Source organism: Streptomyces sp. PKU-EA00015, from assembly GCF_013387495.1.
Lineage (GTDB): Bacteria > Actinomycetota > Actinomycetes > Streptomycetales > Streptomycetaceae > Streptomyces.
In genome coordinates, this window is the sequence record NZ_JABZEE010000010.1 from 264371 (window position 1) to 283073 (window position 18703).

Consider the following 18703-nt stretch of genomic DNA (forward strand, 5'->3'; position numbering starts at 1 on the left):
CCTTTGCGTGGCCCCGGCTGGGGCATGCCTCATGGGGCTTCCCCCCGGCCCATTGGCTTCGGGGTCATCGCCCAGGGAACTCGGCCCCGCCGGCGTTCGAGGCGCGGGTCCGGGGCGGAGCCCCCGACGAGGGCGCGGTGCCCAAGGGTGGGGAGCCTGGGCAAGGGCCGGGGGGCCGGGCTGGAGCCCTGGGTGCGAGGGCAGGGCGCGCGAGGCACCATGGGCGCATGCTTCTCGCCCGACTCGCCGACGTGTCCCGAGAGGTCGCCGCCACGTCCGCCCGCTCCCGGAAGACCGCCGCGCTCGCGGAGCTGTTCGCCGAGGCCCGCCCCGAGGACGTCGCCCTCGTCATCTCGTACCTCGCCGGACGCGTCCCCCAGGGGCGCATCGGCATCGGCTGGAGCGTACTGAAGGAGCCTGTGCCGCCCGCCGCCGAGCCCGGGCTCACCGTCACCGAGACGGACGCCGCCCTCACCGCGCTCGCCGAGGTCGCGGGCCCCGGCGCACAGGCCGAGCGCCGCAGCCGGGTGCGCACCCTCATGGCCGCCGCCACCGCCGAGGAGCAGCACTTCCTGATCCGCCTCCTCACCGGCGAGGTGCGTCAGGGAGCCCTCGACGCCGTGGCGCTGGATGCGGTCGCCAAGGCCGCCGGCGCACCCGCCGCCGACGTACGCCGCGCCGTGATGCTCGACGGATCGCTGCCGAGGGTCGCCCGCGCCCTGCTCGCCGACGGGCCCGAGGCCCTCTCCCGGTTCCGGCTGCGCGTGGGCAGCCCCGTGCAGCCGATGCTCGCCCACACCGCGAAGTCCGTGACCGAGGCCGTCGCGGCGCTCGGCACCGGCTGCGCGGTCGAGGAGAAGCTCGACGGCATCCGCGTCCAGGTGCACCGCACCGGGGACGACGTCCGCGTCTACACCCGGTCCCTCGACGACATCACGGCCCGCCTGCCCGAAGTCGTGCACAGCGCACGGGAGATGGCGGGGGACCGGTTCATCCTCGACGGCGAGGTCATCGCCCTCGGCCCGGACGGTCGCCCCCTCCCGTTCCAGGACATCGCCTCCCGCGTCGGCTCACGCATCGACGTGGAGGCCGCGCACGCCGCACTGCCGCTGTCGCCCGTCTACTTCGACGTCCTCGCCGCCGACGGCGAACCAGTCCTCGACCTGCCCGGCCACGAACGGCACGAGCACCTCGCCCGGCTCGTACCCGAACCGATGCGCGTCCGCCGCCACGTGGTCGCCGATCCCGCCTCGGACGAGCAGGTCGCCGCGGCGGAGGCGTTCTTCGCCGAGACCCTGCGCCTCGGCCACGAGGGCGTCCTCGTCAAGGCCCTCGACGCGGCCTACGTCGCCGGCCGCCGGGGCCGCGCCTGGCTGAAGGTCAAGCCGGTGCACACCCTCGACCTCGTCGTCCTGGCCGCGGAATGGGGACACGGACGGCGCAGGGGCTTCCTGTCCAACCTCCACCTCGGCGCGCGCGCCGAGGACAGCGGCCTCGTCATGCTCGGCAAGACCTTCAAGGGCCTCACCGACGAGATGCTGCGCTGGCAGACCGGAAAACTGCGGGAACTCGCCGTCGAGGACGACGGGTTCACCGTCCGCGTCCGCCCCGAGCTCGTCGTCGAGGTCGCCTACGACGGATTGCAGCGCTCGCCCCGCTACCCGGCCGGTGTCGCGCTGCGGTTCGCCCGCGTGCTGCGCCACCGGCCCGACAAGAGGGCGGACGAGGCCGACACCATCGAACAGGTCCTCTCGGCCGCCGGGCGGTGACCCTCAGCGCACGCCGAGCACCTTGTCCGCGAACGCGGACAGATTCTGCGTCGTGCGCGCGATCTGCTCCTCGAGCGTCAGACTCTCCTCGTACCGCCCGTGCCGCAGCTTCGGCTGCTTCTTCCCCCGCACGTACAGCGAACAGGCCAGGTCCGCGCAGAGGTACGTACCCACGGTGTTGCCCTCGCGTCCGGCCGTACCGGCCAGCGGAGCGGCGAACAGCGTCACCCCCGAGGACGCGTGCCCGGTGTGACACGCATGGCACATGCTCGACTTCACCGCGCTCGTGCGGCCGGTGGACGGGAGGCGCAGGGTGATGCCGACCAGCCCGTCCTCGCGCGGCAGCACCATGTGCGCCTTCAGCGGCGCTCCCGGGTCCACCCAGCCGAGAAAGTCGAGGTCGTGCCAGGGCAGTTCGGAGAAGTCCGCGGGCAGGCGCATCCGCGACGCCTCGCCCTTCGTACAGTTGACGAAGGACGCCCGGATCTGTTTGTCGGTCAAAGGTTCCACTCGGTGGAACGTACACAGCGCGTCCCGGTGCAGGCATCCGAATTACGGGGCATCGGATCTATGGTGTCCCCGTCCGTCGCCCCCTCCGGAAGGATCACGGTCATGCCCACCGAGCCGCTGTCGCAGAAGGAGATCGAGGACCGTCTGCGGGAACTTCCCGGCTGGTCGCTCGAAGGCGACCGCATCGCCCGCTCGTACCGTCTCTCCTCGCACTTCGCCGCGACCGCCATGGTCGTGCACATCGCCCGGATCCAGGAGGAACTGAACCACCACTCCGACCTCACGCTCGGCTACAACACCCTGGCCCTGACCGTGCACTCCCACGACGTGAACGCCCTCACCGAACGGGACTTCGCCCTCGCCGAGCGCGTGGAGGAGATCGCCCCCGGGCACGGCGCGAACTGACGCCCTGGTCTGCTCGGGGCCGAGCAGACCTGACGCGCTGTCTAGGGACGCGACAGCTCCATCACCCAGTTCGTCAGCCATGTCCGCCCGTCGTCGACGGAGAACGCCTGCTCCCAGCGGGCCGACGACGCGGTGATGCCCGACCAGACGAAGCGGACCAGGACGTCCTTGCCGTCGTGGGTGTCCTTACCGTGGAACACGCCCCGGCCGTCCGCCCCGAAACGGCCCGTGACGGGCGGGAACAGGGTGCCGGTGCGGCTGCTCGACCAGTAGAGGGACCACTCCTCGCGCACCTGGTCGTACAGCCGCAGCGTCAGCCCCGAGACGCCCGAGGCGGGGAAGACGATCTCGTCGAAGTTGGCGCGCCCGTCGAAGTGGCGCGACGCCCGGCTGACGGCCTCGAACCCCTCCCATTCGCTCGCCTTGTCCAGGAAGTCCGTGCGGCGGCGGTTGGCCACCCGCCACTCGCCGACGAAGAAGTCGAAGTCGTGCGGTGTGCTCATGCGAGGTCTCCCGTCATGCCGTCGGGCATCGAGTCGGACAGATAGGCGTTCAGGTCCGGACGGCCGGGGGCGAGCATGTGCCGCACCCACGCGTCGCGTTCGTGCCGGATGGGCGGCAGCTCCCACACGCAGCCGATCCACGACCGCTCCCGGTCCGTCCGTACGAAGTGGGCCGGATCCCGGTCCGGGCAGCCGAGCACCGGCTGGCCCGCGGCCGCGCCCGCGAAGTGCAGCACGTTGTCCCAGACCCAGCTGTAGGCGTTGAGGTACGCGCCGTCGTCCCCTCCCCTGTGGAGGACGACGAACGTGACCGGGGGCGTACCGTCCGGCTCGGGGAGCAGCTCGGGAAGGATCGCATACGCCGCCTTCTCGACCTCGGGCGCGATGCCGGCCGGATCCGCGGTGACGTGGTAGCGCTTGATGTGGCGGCCGCCCGCCTCGAAGGGCGGCAGCGACCACAGGAATTTTTCTGCGAATGCCATACGTGGACGCTAGAGGTCCTTCGCTGACACCCTGTGTCAGTGAAGGCCGGCCGACTCGTCTCGATCCTGTTGCTCCTGCAGACCCGTGGGCGGATGACCGCCGCGCAGCTCGCTCGGGAGCTCGACGTGTCCGTGCGCACGGTCTACCGGGACGTCGAGGCGCTGCACTCGGCGGGTGTGCCGCTGTACGGGGACGCCGGCCACGCCGGCGGTTACCAGCTGCTCGCGGGCTACCGCACGCGCCTCACCGGCCTGTCGGCGGGGGAGGCGGAGGCGCTGTTCCTGTCCGGCATCCCAGGGCCGGCCGCCGAACTGGGCCTCGGCCCCGCGCTCGCGGCCGCCCAGCTCAAGCTGCGGGCCGCGCTGCCCGCGGCCCTGCGCGACCAGGCGGACCGGATGCGCGCCCGCTTCCACCTGGACGCGCCCGGCTGGTACGCCGCCGACGAGGAGGTCCCGCATCTGACGGCCGTCGCGGACGCGGTGTGGCACAGCCGGGTGCTCGCCGTGCGCTACCGGCGCTGGAAGGAGCCGACCGACGTGGACCGGCGCCTGGAGCCGTACGGCCTGGTGCTGAAGGCCGGCCGCTGGTACGTGGTGGCGGGACCGGGGCCGCGGACGTACCGCGTGGACCAGATCCTGGAACTGGAGGCCCGAGACGAGGAGTTCACGCCGCCTGCGGACTTCGACCTGGCCGCGTACTGGCAGCGCTACCAGGCGGACTTCCTCGCCCGCCTGCACCGGGGAGAGGCCGTGGTCCGCCTCTCACCCGCCGGCGCGGCCCGCCTGACGGGCGCGGCGGCCCGGGCGCTGGCCGAGACGGGCGTGAGGGAACAGGACGGCTGGAGGCGGGCCGTGCTGCCGATCGAGTCGGAGGACCGGGCGCTCGCCGAGTTTCTCGCGTTGGGCACGGAGGCCGAGGTCCTGGAGCCCCAATCGCTCCGCAGCCGCATCGCGGCGACGGCCCGAGACGTGGCATCACGCCACGCCGCGCCCTGACCGGGTGTCCGGCCGCGAACGCCCACGCCTCCTCGCCCGCTCACTGTCCCTGCCTCTCCCCGACGATCGGCACCTTCCTCGCACCGGGCAAGACAGCGTCCGGACACGACGACGGCGCAGCCGCGTGCCCGCGGCTGCGCCGGATCGTCGGAGCCGAACAGGGCGCGGCTCAGGCGAGGTTGAACTCCGCCGGGTTCGGGCCGAGCCGCCTGCCCTCGTCGAGCGCGGCGAAGGCGGCCAGGTCGTCCGCGTCCAGCTCGAAGCCGAACACGTCGATGTTCTCCCGGATCCGGGACGGCGTGACGGACTTGGGGATGACCACGTTGCCGAGCTGGAGGTGCCAGCGCAGCACCACCTGGGCGGGGGTGCGCCCGTGCTTGTGGGCGACCGCGACGACCGTGGGCACCTCCAGCAGGCCCTTGCCCTGGCCGAGCGGGGACCACGCCTCGGTCGCGATGCCGTGGCGGGCGTGCGCCTCGCGGGACGCCGACTGCTGAAGCTGTGGGTGCAGTTCGATCTGGTTGACGGCCGGGACGACCGAGGTCTCGCCGATCAGCCGCTCCAGGTGTTCCGGAAGGAAGTTGGAGACGCCGATTGCCTTGGCGCGCCCCTCAGCGTGGATCTTCTCGAAGGCGCGGTAGGTGTCCACGTAGGCGTCCTTGGCGGGCACCGGCCAGTGGATGAGATACAGGTCGACGTAGTCGAGGCCGAGCCTGTCGAGGGAGGCGTCGAACGCGCGCAGCGTCGCGTCGTAGCCCTGCTCGCTGTTCCACAGCTTGGTGGTGACGAAGAGCTCCTCGCGGGCGATGCCGGACTCGGCGACGGCCTTGCCCGTGCCCGCCTCGTTCTTGTACACGGCGGCGGTGTCGATGCTGCGGTAGCCGGCCTCCAGAGCCGTCGTGACGGCCTGCGCCGCCTCGTCGTCGGGCACCTGCCAGACACCGAAGCCGAGCTGCGGCATGGCGACACCGTTGTTGAGGGTGAGGGAGGGGACCTTGCTCACGAGCGGTCGATCCTTACGTCGTCGGTCGGTGACTCTCAGGGTCAACGATCACATCCGCGGACGCATTCCCAGGGGCAGGACCCGTGCCCGCGCCCCCCTGAGCGGCGGCGGACGTCACTGGTACAGGGCGTCCACCTCGTCCGCGTACGCGGTCTCGATCGCCTTCCGCTTCAGCTTGAGGGAAGGTGTCAGCAGACCGTGCTCCTCGCTGAAGGGGTGGGCGAGTATCCGGAACGTGCGGATCGACTCGGACTTGGACACGAGGGTGTTGGCGGCCACCACCGCGCGCCGGATCTCCATCTCCAGATCCGGGTCGCGCACCAGTTCCGCCGGCGGCAGCGGTGCCTTGCCCTGGATCGTCAGCCAGTGGTCGACGGCCTCCGGGTCGACGGTGACGAGGGCGGCGATGTACGGGCGGTCGTTGCCGACGACGAGGCACTGGGCCACCAGCGGATGGGCGCGCACCCGTTCCTCCAGGGCGGCGGGGGAGACGCTCTTGCCGCCGGACGTCACCAGGATCTCCTTCTTCCGGCCGGTGATCGTCAGATAGCCGTCCTCGTCGAGTGCCCCGAGGTCGCCCGTGGCCAGCCACTCGTCGTGCAGGACGGCGTCCGTGGCCTTCGGGTCGTTCAGATAGCCGGAGAAGATGTGGCCGCCGTGCAGCCAGATCTCGCCGTCCTCCGCGATGTGCACGGTGGTGCCCGGGATCGGCTGGCCGACCGTGCCGTAGCGGGTGCGCTCGGGCGGGTTGGCGGTGGCCGCCGCGGTGGACTCGGTCAGCCCGTAGCCCTCGTAGATCGTGACGCCGGCACCGGCGAAGAAGAGCCCGAGGCGGCGGTCCATGCCCGAGCCGCCGGACATCGCGTGGCGCAACCGGCCACCCATCGCGTCGCGCACCTTCGCGTACACGAGCTTCTCGAACAGCTGGTGCTGGACGCGCAGGCCGGCCGAGGGACCGGGACCGAGTCCGAACGCCCGGTGCTCCAGTGCCTCCGCGTACTTCACGGCCACCTCGACGGCCTTGTCGAACGCTCCCGCCCGGCCCTCGGTCTCCGCCTTGCGGCGGGCCGCGTTGAAGACCTTCTCGAAGATGTAGGGAACGGCGAGGATGAACGTCGGGCGCAGCGAGGCCAGATCGGGCAGCAGCGCGCTCGCCTGCAGCACCGGCTGGTGGCCCAGCTTGACGCGGCCCCGGATCGCGGCGACCTCGACCATGCGGCCGAAGACGTGGGACAGGGGCAGGAACAGCAGCGTCGCGGCCTCGTCCCCCGGCCGGGAGTGGAACACCGGCTCCCAGCGGCCGACCATGGTGTCGGACTCGAACATGAAGTTGGAGTGCGTGATCACACAGCCCTTGGGGCGGCCCGTCGTGCCCGAGGTGTAGATGATCGTTGCGATCGAGTCCGGGGTGACGGCCCGCCGGTGGCGGTGCACCACGTCGTCGTCGATGTGCGCCCCGGCCTCGAACAGCTCGGCCACGGCTCCGGCGTCGAGCTGCCACAGCCGCTTCAGCTGCGGCAGGCGGTCGATCACCGAGCCGATGGTCATCGCGTGGTCCTCGTGCTCCACCATGCAGGCCGAGACCTCGGAGTCGTGCAGCATCCAGTAGACCTGCTCGGCGGAGGACGTGGGATACACGGGCACGGAGTGCGCGCCGACCGTCCACAGCGCGAAGTCGAAGAGGGTCCACTCGTAGCGGGTACGGCACATGAGGGCGACCCGGTCGCCGAAGCGGACGCCGTGCGCGAGCAGTCCCCTGGCCAGCGCCAGCACCTCGTCGCGGAACTGCGCCGACGTGACGTCCTGCCACCGGCCCTGGCCGTCCTTGCGGGCGAGTGCCACGCGGCCCGGATCGTCCTCGGCATGGTCGAAGACCGCGTCCGCCAGTCCGCCGACCTGAGGCGCCGCGGCCATGGGTGGGACAGTGAACTCGCGCAATGGCCTGCTCCTTGTGGCGCTCCGCACAGCGCCGTGACCGTACCCCACCGTTACTCCGGGCGGGAGGGGCTGCGTGGAGGGAAGAGGAAGGTCATCGGCACAGGTCAGCGGCGCAGCCGGGTGGCTGGGGCGGTCGGTCGAGGACAATTCTGACCTCAGAGTAAGTACAGCGGGGCGGAATCTCCACCGAATCTGTACGCGGTGATCACCGGCGCTCTACCGGGCGCAGACATGGGTCCACACCTGGTGGGGGACGCTCCGCCCGGCAGGCCCGCGGCTGTGCCGCCGCCTCAGCGCGGTGCCGGGCCGTGCAGCCGGTCGCCCGCCGCCAGGAGCGCGTCGGCGAGGGCCGACGCCGCCTCCTGCGCCGCGTGCCGTCGCCGCCCCTGGAGCAGGACGAAGTCGACCGTGCCGAGATCGGGCAGCCCCGACCGGTCCGGGACGGCGACCAGACCCGGCGGGATGAGCCCGCGCGTGTGCGCCATCACGCCGAGCCCGGCGCGGGCGGCGGCCACCAGGCCGCTGAGGCTGCCGCTCGTGCACGCGATCCGCCAGGGACGGCCCTCCCGCTCCAGCACGTCGAGCGCGCGGGCCCGGGTGACCGCGGGCGGCGGAAACAGGATCAGCGGCAGGGGCCGCTCGGGATCCGGGCGTACGCCCTTGGCCGCGATCCAGACCATGCGGTCGCGCCAGACCAGCTCCCCGTGCGAGGCGCCCGGCCCGCGTTTGGCGAGCACCAGGTCCAGGCGGCCCGCCTCCAGGCGTTTGTGGAGCGTCCCGGACAGCTCCACCGTCAGCTCCAGGTCGACCTCGGGGTGGTCGCGGCGGAACGACTCCAGGATCTCCGGGAGCCGCGTCAGCACGAAATCCTCGGAGGCCCCGAACCGCAGCCGGCCGCGCAGCCGGGTGCCCGTGAAGTACGCCGCGGCGCGCTCGTGCGCCTGGAGGATCGTCCGCGCGAAGCCGAGCATCGCCTCGCCGTCCTCCGTGAGCTCGACGGTGTGCGTGTCCCGGGCGAACAGCGGCCGGCCGGTCGCGTCCTCCAGCCGGCGCACGTGCTGGCTCACCGTCGACTGCCGCAGCCCGAGGCGACGGGCGGCCTGCGTGAAGTTCAGCGTCTGCGCGACGGCCAGGAAGGTGCGCAGCTGCGTCGGGTCGTACACGCCTCCCACGGTAGCGTCGCTCATCACGAAACGCGATGGCAGTCAGAGCGGTGTACGGGATTCCCGATCGCCTCCCCCCACAGGACCATGGAGAGGGCACGTCCTGATCCGAGAGCAAGTGGAGCTCATGAACCGCCGCCGTACCCCGCGCCTGCCGTGGCTGCCGATCGACCCGTACATCCTCGCCCTGCTGGGGACCGTGGCGCTGGCCGCACTGCTGCCCGCCTCGGGCACCGCGGCCGACGTGGCGGGCGGCGCGTCCACCGGGGCGGTGGCCCTGCTCTTCTTCCTCTACGGCGCCCGGCTGTCGACCCGCGAGACGCTCGACGGGCTGCGGCACTGGCGACTGCACGTGACCGTGCTCGCCGCGACGTTCGTGGTCTTCCCGCTGCTGGGTCTCGCCGCGCGCGGGCTCGAACCGCTCGTCCTGACGCCCGAGCTGGCGAACGGACTGCTGTTCCTGTGCCTCGTGCCCTCCACGATCCAGTCGTCCATCGCCTTCACGTCGATGGCCCGCGGCAACGTGCCGGCGGCGATCTGCGCCGGTTCGTTCTCCAGCCTCGCCGGCATCGTGCTCACACCGCTGCTGGCGGCCCTGCTGCTGGGCGGCGGCGCGGGCGGCTTCTCCGCGGACTCGCTGCGGCGGATCGTGCTGCAACTGCTCGTTCCGTTCGTGGCGGGCCAGGTGCTCAGCCGCTGGGTGGGAGGCTTCCTCGCCCGGCACAGGCAGGTGCTCGGATACGTCGACCGCGGCTCGATCCTGGTGGTCGTCTACACGGCCTTCAGCGAGGGCATGGTCGCGGGGGTCTGGCACCAGGTGAACCCGGCCCGGCTCGGCGGCCTCCTCGCGATCGAGGCGCTGCTGCTCGCACTGATACTGACGCTGACGTGGTTCGGCGCGAAGCGGCTCGGCTTCGGCCGGGCGGACCGGATCGCGATCCAGTTCGCGGGCTCGAAGAAGAGCCTGGCGGCGGGGCTGCCGATGGCGGCGGTGCTGTTCGGCGCGCAGGCGGGCCTGGCCGTGCTGCCGCTGATGCTCTTCCACCAGCTGCAGCTGATGGTGTGCGCGGTGATCGCGAAGCGCCGCGCACACCACCAGCTGCAGCTGATGGTGTGCGCGGTGATCGCGAAGCGCCGCGCACACGATGCGGCCCCCGCCGCCTCCGCCCCGCGCCCTGGTGCGTCCGCGCCCACCGCACTGCAGAACCGATGAGCGGATCCTGACCGGCGATGGATCGTTGGCCGCCTCTTGCCGCTCGAACCGGTGGCTGATCGTCCTGATGGCCGAGTCCGGCCCCTCTTGCCGCGACACTGTCGTGCGCCTGGGAAGATCAGCCGGTGACGACGTTCGCGATACGACCCTTCGGCGCCCGCCCCTGCACCCTCGTCGTCTGCCGGGGGTGCTGCTGCGGCGACGCCCGCAAGAATCCCGGGACCGACCACGCCGGCCAACTCGCCCGGCTGCGCGACGCGGCCGACGCGTCCGGTGGGCGTCTCGCCGTACGCACCAGCGACTGCCTCGGCCCCTGCGGCCAGGCGAACGTCATCGTCGTGCAGCCCTCCACCGAAGGCCGCCGGCGCGGAGCCCGTGCCGCCTGGATCGGCTGGGCACTCGACGACGACGCCACCGACGACGTGATCGCGTGGGCCGAGGCCGGCGGCCCCGGCATGGCCGAGCCGCCGACGACCCTGACGCTCCAGATGATCCCGCCGCCTTCGGACGCCCGCCGCCGCGTCGGCCGCTAGAGCAGGCTCGAGGAACAAGGGACTGCGGCTCGCGGAGCATCACGACCCCGTGCCCGTCGAACTCGGGTTGTGTCCGTTTCCGAGGAGCCCCGGGCTCAGCGGCGCAGGGCGGTCTCCCGCTGCATGTGCGACAGCTTCTCGGGATTGCGCACGGCGTGGAGCCCGGTGATCAGGCCGTCGTCCATGCGCACCGCCACGACGGTGTCGATCTCGCCGTCGAGCCGGAGAACCAGCGCCGGATACCCATTGACCTGTGCCGGCCGCAGTGCCCCTGTGGCGGCGATCCTGCCCAGCCCGGCGGCCAGCAGGCGGGCCACCTTGTCGGCCCCCACGACGGGCCGCGGGCCGGCCTGCCTGACTCCGCCACCGTCACCCATGAAGACGACGTCCGGCGCGAGGATGTCGAGCAGGCCCTGCAGATCGCCCGTCTCGGCCGCCCGTTGGAACGCGTCGAGCGCGTCTCGGGTCTCGGTCGGGGAAACGCCCCCGCGCGGCCGGCCCGCCGCGACGTGTCCCCGTGCCCGGTGTGCGATCTGACGGACCGCGGCCGGGCTCTTGTCGACGGCTTCGGCGATCTCGTCGTACCCGAGGTCGAACACCTCGGTTCGCAGGCGCCGGCCTGGTGATTCAGCAGTCGCCGCTGCCGAAGTCCACGCAGGAGCCGGTGTCACTGCGGGCCAGCCAGATCAACGGCTGCGGTTGGTGCATCGACATGCACACCAAGGACGCCACAGCCGCCGGTGAAACCGCGGTCCGGCTCCATCTGGCCGCCGCCTGGCGCGAATCCACCGTGTTCACCGAGGCCGAGCGGGCCGCGCTGGCGCTCGCAGAAGAGGGCACCCGGCTCGCCGACGCCCACCCCGGCGTGTCCGACGAGACCTGGGCCCAGGTACGCAAGCACTACGACGACGACCAGATCGCCGCGCTGGTCTCCCTGGTCGCTCTGATTCAACGCGGCCAACCGGCTCGCCGTGATCATGCACCAGCAGGGAGGTTCCTACGAGCCCGGCATGTTCGCCGCCGCGTTCGGCTGATCGGCGGACGAAGGGGGCCCGGCCCGGGATCATCAGACCGGGCCGGGCCCGCGCACGGCCGTGCCGGCCGCCTTCGGGAGGCGAATCGGGTGTGCTGGAGGAGCGGGACGGCTTCGCGTGCCAGAGGGTCGGCACCCGCCGACCCCCGCGGCGGCTCGGTCAGGTGGTGTGTTCGGTGACGAAGTCCGCGATGGCGTCCTGCATTTGTTGCAGGCCGGGCTCTTCGAGGGGGTAGTGGCCGGCGTTGTCCAGCATGACCGTGTCGACGGGGACCTTCGTGATACGGGACACCACGGGCAGGCTCAGGTGGTGCGGGCTCCAGCGGTCCTCGGCGGGCTGGGTCAGCAGCACCGGGCAGGCGTCGAAGTCCTCCGGCTCGACCGCTGGTACGTAGCGCGCATAGCGGTCCAGGAAACGGATGCTGACCCAATTCGCGGACGAGGTGCGGTCGTTGAGGAACACCTTCATGGCGGCCGGGTCGTTGGCGAGGGCGGACATCTTGCCGGCCAGGCTCATGGGGTACTTCAGCGAGGCGGCCGGGGTCTTCGCCATCAGGCCCATGAGCGGGATGCCCAGGCGTGCGGTGAGGATGTCGTGGGCGGTCTCGTCGCGGACCTGTCGGTGGCGCGGGTCGAGGAAGGTCATGCCGACGATGCCGGCCAGGGAGCCGCGGGGCGCTTTGGCGGCCACGTGGTAGGCGAGCATGCCGCCCGCGCTCAGCCCGTAGAGCACGATCGGGCGGTCGTCGCGGGACTGCTCGTGGGCCAGGAAGTCGACGACCAGGTCGACCCAGTCGTCGTAGGAGGGGGTCGTGCTCGGTTTGACCTGGGTGAGGCCGTAGCCGAGGTTGTCCAGGGCCACGGTCTCGAAGCCGCGCCGGGCCAGCGGGGCGCCCAGAATGAGGGACATCTGGCGCCCGTTGGTGCCCACGCCGTGGTGCAGGACGACCTTGGCCTTCGCCGTGGGGTTCGGGTAGCGGTCGAGGTGGACGCGGTGTCCGTGCCAGTCCCAGAACTCTTCCTCGGGCGCGGTGTCGTCGGTCAGCCGGAGGCGGGCGGGCAGGAACTGCTGCAGATCACGCCATGCCTGCTGGTCGCGGTAGTGGACGGGGGCGGAGGTCGTGCGCATCGTGAGTGCCTTCCGGCTGCGGCCTGCTGGTGGGTCAGGCGGGGAGGGACGCGGGGCGGCTCAGCGCCCCACTCGTGATCATCTGAACGCCGACCCGGAGGTCCCGGCGGGCCGCTTCGACGTCGCGCAGGTCGTCCTCCAGGCCACGGGTGAACGTGAGCAGCACGCCGGCCGCCTGCTGGGCGCTCTCGGGGACGACGTCGGCCAGGGCCGAGGCCACAAGCTCCGTCAAGCAGTCCGTATAGGCGGTGACCAGCTCGGGGGTGTGGGCGGAGGCGGCGGACAGCAGCTCGTAGGCGTGCGTGGGGCTGTCGCGCCAGATCTCGACGGCGACCTCCAGCTTCACCGTGAGCACGCCGAGCACCTTCTCCTCGGGTGTGGCCGCGGCGGCCGCCGCTTCCTCGGCCGCCGCCGAAGCGCGCTCCAGCCTCGCCCGGACGACCTTGGCGAACGCCTCGTCCTTGGTGCCGGCGTACTTGTAGACGGTCGGGCGCGACATCCGCGCCTCTTCGACGATGTCGGAGATCGTCGTGCGGCGGAACCCGTTGCGGCAGAAGCAGCGGTAGGCGCTGTCGAGCACGACCTGGGAAGAAGGGACCTTCGGCATGGCTACAAATTTAACACTGACCTCTAAGAATGTAAATTACCTGCCCCGCGTCCAGGGCGTGAGGCGCGCGATGTGCACGTCGGACGCCGAGGCGGCCCTCCTCCCCGGCCGGGGAGGAGGGCCGCCGTTGCCACGGTCGGTCGCGGACGGGTACAGCCTGAGCGCGGTCCGCACCGTGATCGGACGACCGGCGGTCCCGAGAGGTGCGCGTGGATGCCGGACCTGCCGCCGGTTCGGGTCGTCACATGGGGTCGATTTTCTCGTCGCCCCGGAGGTTGGCCTGCTTGCTCTGCGCGCGGAGCCTGCGGGCCTGGTCCTGCAGCCGGCGGCGCTCGTCCGGGTCGGTCGCGCGCTCCGCGGCCTCCTGCAGGTCCTGCACCTTCTGGCGCATCTGCTCGGAACGGCGGCCCGGGTCACCTGAAACGCTCATGATCGCTCCTTGATCTGGGGAAGAGCGGACCACCTCAGCGAAGCAACGCCCCCGGGCCTGCGCATCCGGAGCGGTCACCCACCGCTATTCCCGCAGATCGGCCGCGGTCGTCTCGTCGGTCGTCTCGTCGACCGCTTCGTGGGCGGCGGACGGAACCGCCTGCGCAGGCGGCGCTCCCCGCCGGCCGGGTCGCTGTCCCGTGCCGCGAGGCGCTCAGACCCCGGTGCCCAGGGCGATGCGCTCGTCGCCCGCGTACACGTTCATGTTGGCGCCGCGCAGGAAGCCGACCAGTGTCAGGCCCGTCTCGGCCGCCAGGTCCACCGCGAGCGACGACGGCGCGGAGACGGCCGCGAGCACCGGGATGCCCGCCATCACCGCCTTCTGCGCCAGCTCGAACGACGCCCGCCCGGACACGAGGAGGATCGACCGGGACAGCGGCAGCCGGTCCTCCTGGAGGGCGCGGCCGACGAGCTTGTCGACGGCGTTGTGCCGGCCCACGTCCTCCCGTATGTCCAGCAGTTCGCCGTCGGGCGAGAACAGTGCCGCCGCGTGCAGGCCCCCCGTCCGGTCGAAGACCTGCTGCGCCGCGCGCAGCCGGTCGGGGAGGCCGGCGAGCAGCGAGGGCTCGACGCGGACCGGGGGAGTGTCGGCGATCGGGAACCGGGCGGTCGTCCGGACGGCGTCCAGGCTCGCCTTGCCGCACAGTCCGCAGGACGACGTCGTGTAGACGTTGCGCTCCAGCGTGATGTCGGGAACGGCGACGCCGGGCGCGAGTTTCACGTCCACCACGTTGTAGGTGTTCGAACCGTCGGCCTGCGCGCCCGCGCAGTACACGATCGACTGGAGCTCCTCGGCCGCCCCGAGCACCCCCTCGCTGACCAGGAACCCGGCCGCCAGCGCGAAGTCGTCGCCCGGGGTGCGCATGGTGATCGCCAGGGGCCTGCCGTTGAGCCGGATCTCCAGCGGCTCCTCCGCCACCAGCGTGTCGGGGCGCGAGGACACCGCCCCGTCCCGGATGCGGATGGTGCGGCGGCGCTCGGTGACCCGTCCCATGAGATCAGACCCGATTCTGTACGTGTCGGCAGCCGAAACGGCCCTTGATGCAGAGGTTGCAGCGGGTCACCGGGTTGTCGTGCGGCGAGGTGACCTCGACGATCTCATTGTCCTGCACGTGCAGCGTCGGGTTGCAGCCGAGGCCGCAGTACGCGCACACCGTGGTGGTCCGCGTCTGGGCCGACTCGTCCCAGGTGCCGGCGGCCCGCATGTCGAACTCGGACGTGAAGGACAGCGCCCCCGTCGGGCACCTCGATGCAGTTGCCGCAGTACCCGCACGCCGAGTCAGTGAGGGGTGCGTCGTGCTCCATGAAGAGATCCGGGCGTCGAAGCCGCGGCCCGCGACGGCGATCACGAACGTGTTCTGCCACTGCTCACCGCACGCGTCGACGCACTTGTAGCACAGGATGCCCTGGTCGTAGTCGCGCACGTAGAGGTCGTTGTCGATCTTCGGCTCCTCGTCGACGCGGGCCGCGTCCGGGCCGAAGCGGTCCGGCTTCGCCTCGTACTCCTTGATCCACTCGTGTCCGGTAATCGCGGGGCTCCGTGGGGGAAGCTCCAAAGTCCGGCCGGTGAAGCTTGTCGGATCACCTGCCGTCGTACCGGTGGGTAGCCGCGAAGACTGGGGTGGCACCTGGCATCGTCCCGAGGGGAACCATCCATGACCGGCTCACGCGTCGTCGCCGTCGGGCACTACCAGCCCGCGAAGGTGCTCACCAACGACGACCTGGCGGCCCTCGTCGACACCAGCGACGAGTGGATCCGCAGCCGCGTGGGCATCGAGACCCGGCACATCGCGGGCCCCGACGAGCCCGTCGACGAGCTGGCCGCGCACGCCGGCGCCAAGGCCCTGGCCTCGGCCGGTCTCACCCCGGCCGACATCGACCTCGTGCTGGTCGCCACCTCCACGGCCGTCGACCGCTCGCCCAACACGGCCGCGCGCGTGGCGGCGCGGCTGGGCATGGGCTCGCCCGCGGTGATGGACCTCAACGTCGTCTGCGCGGGCTTCACCCACGCGCTCGCCACCGCGGACCACACGGTGCGCGCGGGAGCGGCCACCCGGGCGCTGGTCATCGGCGCCGACAAGATGGCCGACATCACCGACTGGAGCGACCGCACCACCTGCGTGCTCGTCGGCGACGGCGCCGGCGCCGCGGTCGTCGAAGCCGTTCGTCCCGGCCAGGACGCCGGAATAGGCCCGGTCCTGTGGGGATCGGTCCCCGAGATGGGGCATGCCGTGCGCATCGAGGGCACCCCGCCGCGCTTCGCGCAGGAGGGGCAGGCCGTCTACCGGTGGGCCACCACGCAGCTCCCGCCCATCGCCCGCAAGGTCTGCGAGCGGGCCGGTGTCGCGCCCGAGGACCTCGCCGCCGTCGTCCTGCACCAGGCCAACCTGCGGATCATCGAGCCCGTCGCCCAGCGGATCGGCGCGGTCAACGCGGTCGTCGCCCGCGACGTCGTGGAGTCGGGCAACACCTCCGCGGCCTCCATCCCGATGGCCCTGTCCAAGCTCGTCGAGCGCGGCGAGATCACCTCCGGCGACCCGGTCCTCCTCTTCGGTTTCGGCGGAAACCTGTCGTACGCGGGCCAGGTCATCCGCTGCCCCTGAGCGCGCGCCGTCACACTGGGCGGCATGGCGACGACGAAGCGAAGTGCCGGACTCCTGCTCTACCGGCGGCGGGACGCCCGGGTCCAGGTCCTGCTCGGGCACATGGGCGGCCCGTTCTGGGCGTCCCGCGACGACGCGGCCTGGTCGGTCCCCAAGGGCGAGTACACCCCGGACGAGGACCCGATGGCCGCCGCACGGCGGGAGTTCGAGGAGGAACTGGGGCTCCAGCCGCCCGTCGGCGACTGGATTCCCCTCGGCGAGACACGGCAGTCGAACGGCAAGGTCGTCACGGTGTGGGCGATGGAGGGCGACCTCGACACGTCCCTCGTCGTGCCGGGCACCTTCACCATGGAGTGGCCGCGGGGGTCGGGCGTCCAGCAGGAGTTCCCGGAGATCGACCGGGCCGAGTGGTTCGGCGTCGGGACCGCACGCGAGAAGCTGGTCGCGTCGCAGCGGGTCTTCCTGGACCGCCTCGAACCATTCCTGTGAGCCGGCGGCCCTGGTGAGGCGTGCGGCGGAGGACAGTCCTAGGAGGCGTCCGTTCCGCCGGGCGGGACGAGCCCCCGTCTCGTAGGCGAGCACGACCGCCTGGGTCCGGTCGCGCAGGCTCAACTCGGCGAAGATCCCGGTCGCTTGGGTCTTCACCGTCGCCTCGCTGACCGTCAGTTCCCCGGACGTGGGCCGGCTGATGGGCATCCCCCTCGGGATCGCCGCGCACCGGCTGCTCGTGGACCAGATCTCGATGGTGGTCCCCGAGTCCATGAAAGACGTACGGCAGGCACTGCAGTTGGCGGGCATCGCCCCCTGGCGGGCGCTCGTCATCGCCGTACTCGGCGCACTCGTCCCCGCTCGGCGGCACGGCTGACGATCGCCGCGGTGTTGCACAACGACTGAGCGACCTTTGTCCCGAGCGAGGAGAAAGTTGCGCCGGAACTGTGCGCAAGTTCTTCCCACTCGGGCAAAGCGCTGCTACGTTCCCCTCGAAAGCAGACGGAAGACCAGGGTTCCCCGCGCCGAAAGGGCTGAGGCCGAGGGCCAGGGGAGGGGAGGGGTACGTGAGGCGCATGACGGCTCGACCCGCTAACGCTCACCAGGCGCGACTGCTTCGGCTGCTGCGTGACGGCGGGCCCAACTCCCGGGCTCAGCTGGGCGATCAGGTGGACCTGTCCCGGTCCAAGCTCGCCGTCGAGGTGGACCGGCTGCTGGAGACCGGGCTCGTGGTCGCGGACGGACTCGCCGCCTCCCGGGGCGGCCGCCGCTCCCACAACATCCGGCTCGCGCCCGCCCTGCGCTTCCTCGGCGTCGACATCGGCGCCACCTCGATCGACGTCGCCGTCACCAACGCGGAGCTGGAGGTCCTGGGGCATCTCAACCACCCCATGGACGTACGCGAAGGGCCCGTCGCCGTCTTCGAGCAGGTTCTGTCGATGGCGGACAAGCTCAAGGCCTCAGGACTCGCCGAGGGCTTCGACGGAGCGGGCATCGGAGTGCCCGGACCGGTCCGCTTCCCCGAGGGCGTGCCCGTCGCGCCGCCGATCATGCCGGGCTGGGACGGCTTCCCGGTCCGCGAGGCGCTCAGCCAGGACCTCGGCTGCCCGGTCATGGTCGACAACGACGTGAACCTGATGGCCATGGGGGAGCAGCACGCGGGCGTCGCCCGGTCCGTCGGCGACTTCCTCTGCGTCAAGATCGGCACGGGCATCGGCTGCGGCATCGTCGTCGGCGGCGAGGTCTACCGCGGTACCACCGGCAGCGCGGGGGACATCGGACACATCCAGGTCGAGCCGGACGGCAGGGCGTGCGTCTGCGGCAACAAGGGCTGCCTGGAAGCACACTTCAGCGGCGCCGCGCTCGCCCGCGACGCCGAGGACGCCGCGCGCGCCGGACTCTCGCCCGAGCTCGCCGCCCGGCTGGAGGCGGCCGGGCAGCTGACGGCCGCGGACGTCTCCGCCGCCGCGGCGGCCGGCGACGCCAAGGCCCTCGACCTGATCCGTCAGGGAGGCAACCGCGTCGGCCAGGTCATCGCCGGGCTGGTCAGCTTCTTCAACCCCGGCCTCGTGGTGATCGGAGGCGGGGTGACCGGTCTCGGACACACGCTGCTGGCCAGTGTGCGCACCCAGGTCTACCGGCAGTCGCTGCCGCTGGCCACGGGCAACCTGCCCATCGTGCTCGGGGAGTTGGGGCCGACGGCGGGAGTGATCGGCGCGGCCCGGCTCATCAGCGACCACCTGTTCTCACCCGCCTGATCCACCTGATCCCACCGGCCCGATCCCCGGACCGGTCCGCACGACCAGGCACCACCGGCACCACCCGTACGACCAGGCACC

At 71.9% G+C, this 18703-nt stretch carries 19 protein-coding genes and 3 pseudogenes; 10 read left to right on the plus strand and 12 right to left on the minus strand.

Annotated features, from left to right (window positions below; all coding sequences use genetic code 11):
* The first annotated feature begins 227 nt into the window (after positions 1–227).
* Complete coding sequence (locus HW130_RS10475; RefSeq protein WP_177149185.1) at positions 228–1769, plus strand: ATP-dependent DNA ligase; 1542 nt, start codon at positions 228–230, stop codon at positions 1767–1769.
* A gap of 3 nt (positions 1770–1772) precedes the next feature.
* On the opposite strand, the gene HW130_RS10480 is transcribed toward HW130_RS10475, so the two are convergent.
* Complete coding sequence (locus tag HW130_RS10480; protein WP_177149186.1) at positions 1773–2279, minus strand: FBP domain-containing protein; 507 nt, start codon at positions 2277–2279, stop codon at positions 1773–1775.
* Between the two features lie 102 nt (positions 2280–2381).
* Between HW130_RS10480 and HW130_RS10485 the strand changes: the two genes are divergently transcribed.
* The gene (locus HW130_RS10485; protein ID WP_177149187.1) at positions 2382–2684 is read left to right on the plus strand and encodes a 4a-hydroxytetrahydrobiopterin dehydratase; all 303 of its coding nucleotides are present in this window, start codon (positions 2382–2384) and stop codon (positions 2682–2684) included.
* A 41-nt stretch (positions 2685–2725) separates the two neighbouring features.
* Here the strand turns inward: HW130_RS10485 and HW130_RS10490 are convergent, their stop codons facing one another.
* Together HW130_RS10490 and HW130_RS10495 are read right to left on the minus strand one after the other, a co-directional pair.
* Complete coding sequence (locus HW130_RS10490; RefSeq protein ID WP_177149188.1) at positions 2726–3187, minus strand: hypothetical protein; 462 nt, start codon at positions 3185–3187, stop codon at positions 2726–2728.
* Positions 3184–3669: a hypothetical protein gene (locus tag HW130_RS10495; protein WP_177149189.1), complete on the minus strand. Its 486-nt coding sequence runs from the start codon at positions 3667–3669 to the stop codon at positions 3184–3186. Before HW130_RS10495 ends, HW130_RS10490 begins: the two co-directional genes overlap by 4 nt.
* Positions 3670–3708: 39 nt before the next feature.
* Between HW130_RS10495 and HW130_RS10500 the strand changes: the two genes are divergently transcribed.
* On the plus strand, positions 3709–4665 hold the full coding sequence (locus HW130_RS10500; RefSeq protein ID WP_177149190.1) for a YafY family protein: 957 nt from the start codon (positions 3709–3711) through the stop codon (positions 4663–4665).
* 169 nt (positions 4666–4834) lie between these two features.
* Here the strand turns inward: HW130_RS10500 and HW130_RS10505 are convergent, their stop codons facing one another.
* From HW130_RS10505 to HW130_RS10515, 3 genes are all read right to left on the minus strand, one after another.
* Entirely contained in the window at positions 4835–5668 is an 834-nt protein-coding gene (locus HW130_RS10505; protein ID WP_177149191.1) for an aldo/keto reductase, read from the minus strand.
* A gap of 114 nt (positions 5669–5782) precedes the next feature.
* On the minus strand, positions 5783–7582 hold the full coding sequence (locus tag HW130_RS10510) for a long-chain fatty acid--CoA ligase (protein WP_177149192.1): 1800 nt from the start codon (positions 7580–7582) through the stop codon (positions 5783–5785).
* Between the two features lie 314 nt (positions 7583–7896).
* Entirely contained in the window at positions 7897–8793 is an 897-nt protein-coding gene (locus tag HW130_RS10515) for a LysR family transcriptional regulator (RefSeq protein ID WP_218183340.1), read from the minus strand.
* A gap of 103 nt (positions 8794–8896) precedes the next feature.
* Between HW130_RS10515 and HW130_RS10520 the strand changes: the two genes are divergently transcribed.
* Both HW130_RS10520 and HW130_RS10525 read left to right on the plus strand, forming a co-directional pair.
* Entirely contained in the window at positions 8897–9982 is a 1086-nt protein-coding gene (locus HW130_RS10520) for a bile acid:sodium symporter family protein (RefSeq protein WP_177149193.1), read from the plus strand.
* Positions 9983–10107: 125 nt separating this feature from the next.
* On the plus strand, positions 10108–10515 hold the full coding sequence (locus HW130_RS10525; protein WP_177149194.1) for a (2Fe-2S) ferredoxin domain-containing protein: 408 nt from the start codon (positions 10108–10110) through the stop codon (positions 10513–10515).
* A 95-nt stretch (positions 10516–10610) separates the two neighbouring features.
* On the opposite strand, the pseudogene HW130_RS10530 reads toward HW130_RS10525, so the two are convergent.
* Positions 10611–11117: pseudogene (locus HW130_RS10530) on the minus strand (RNA polymerase subunit sigma-24); the annotation flags it as partial.
* On the opposite strand from HW130_RS10530, the pseudogene HW130_RS10535 reads away from it, so the two are divergent.
* Positions 11117–11549 (plus strand): annotated as a pseudogene (locus HW130_RS10535) (carboxymuconolactone decarboxylase family protein); the annotation flags it as partial. The pseudogenes HW130_RS10530 and HW130_RS10535 sit on opposite strands and share 1 nt — an antisense overlap.
* A 159-nt stretch (positions 11550–11708) precedes the next feature.
* Here HW130_RS10535 and HW130_RS10540 read toward each other — a convergent pair.
* From HW130_RS10540 to HW130_RS10560, 5 genes and pseudogenes are all read right to left on the minus strand, one after another.
* A complete protein-coding gene (locus HW130_RS10540; RefSeq protein ID WP_177149195.1) occupies positions 11709–12677 on the minus strand; it encodes an alpha/beta hydrolase in 969 nt (322 codons plus the stop codon).
* Positions 12678–12711: 34 nt separating this feature from the next.
* The gene (locus HW130_RS10545) at positions 12712–13284 is read right to left on the minus strand and encodes a TetR/AcrR family transcriptional regulator (RefSeq protein WP_177149196.1); all 573 of its coding nucleotides are present in this window, start codon (positions 13282–13284) and stop codon (positions 12712–12714) included.
* A gap of 241 nt (positions 13285–13525) precedes the next feature.
* Positions 13526–13714: a DUF6381 family protein gene (locus tag HW130_RS10550; protein WP_177149197.1), complete on the minus strand. Its 189-nt coding sequence runs from the start codon at positions 13712–13714 to the stop codon at positions 13526–13528.
* A 213-nt stretch (positions 13715–13927) separates the two neighbouring features.
* Positions 13928–14767: a formate dehydrogenase accessory sulfurtransferase FdhD gene (gene fdhD, locus HW130_RS10555; RefSeq protein ID WP_177149198.1), complete on the minus strand. Its 840-nt coding sequence runs from the start codon at positions 14765–14767 to the stop codon at positions 13928–13930.
* A 4-nt stretch (positions 14768–14771) separates the two neighbouring features.
* Positions 14772–15290, minus strand: a pseudogene (locus HW130_RS10560) (4Fe-4S binding protein); the annotation flags it as partial.
* A 138-nt stretch (positions 15291–15428) separates the two neighbouring features.
* Here HW130_RS10560 and HW130_RS10565 point away from each other — a divergent pair.
* From HW130_RS10565 to HW130_RS10580, 4 genes are all read left to right on the plus strand, one after another.
* The gene (locus HW130_RS10565; protein WP_177149199.1) at positions 15429–16376 is read left to right on the plus strand and encodes a beta-ketoacyl-ACP synthase III; all 948 of its coding nucleotides are present in this window, start codon (positions 15429–15431) and stop codon (positions 16374–16376) included.
* A gap of 24 nt (positions 16377–16400) precedes the next feature.
* Positions 16401–16865, plus strand: a complete 465-nt coding sequence (locus HW130_RS10570; protein ID WP_177149200.1) for an NUDIX domain-containing protein — start codon at positions 16401–16403, stop codon at positions 16863–16865.
* Between the two features lie 199 nt (positions 16866–17064).
* Complete coding sequence (locus HW130_RS10575; RefSeq protein ID WP_177149201.1) at positions 17065–17241, plus strand: hypothetical protein; 177 nt, start codon at positions 17065–17067, stop codon at positions 17239–17241.
* A 199-nt stretch (positions 17242–17440) separates the two neighbouring features.
* Complete coding sequence (locus HW130_RS10580) at positions 17441–18622, plus strand: ROK family transcriptional regulator (protein ID WP_177149202.1); 1182 nt, start codon at positions 17441–17443, stop codon at positions 18620–18622.
* The last annotated feature ends 81 nt before the right edge of the window (positions 18623–18703 follow it).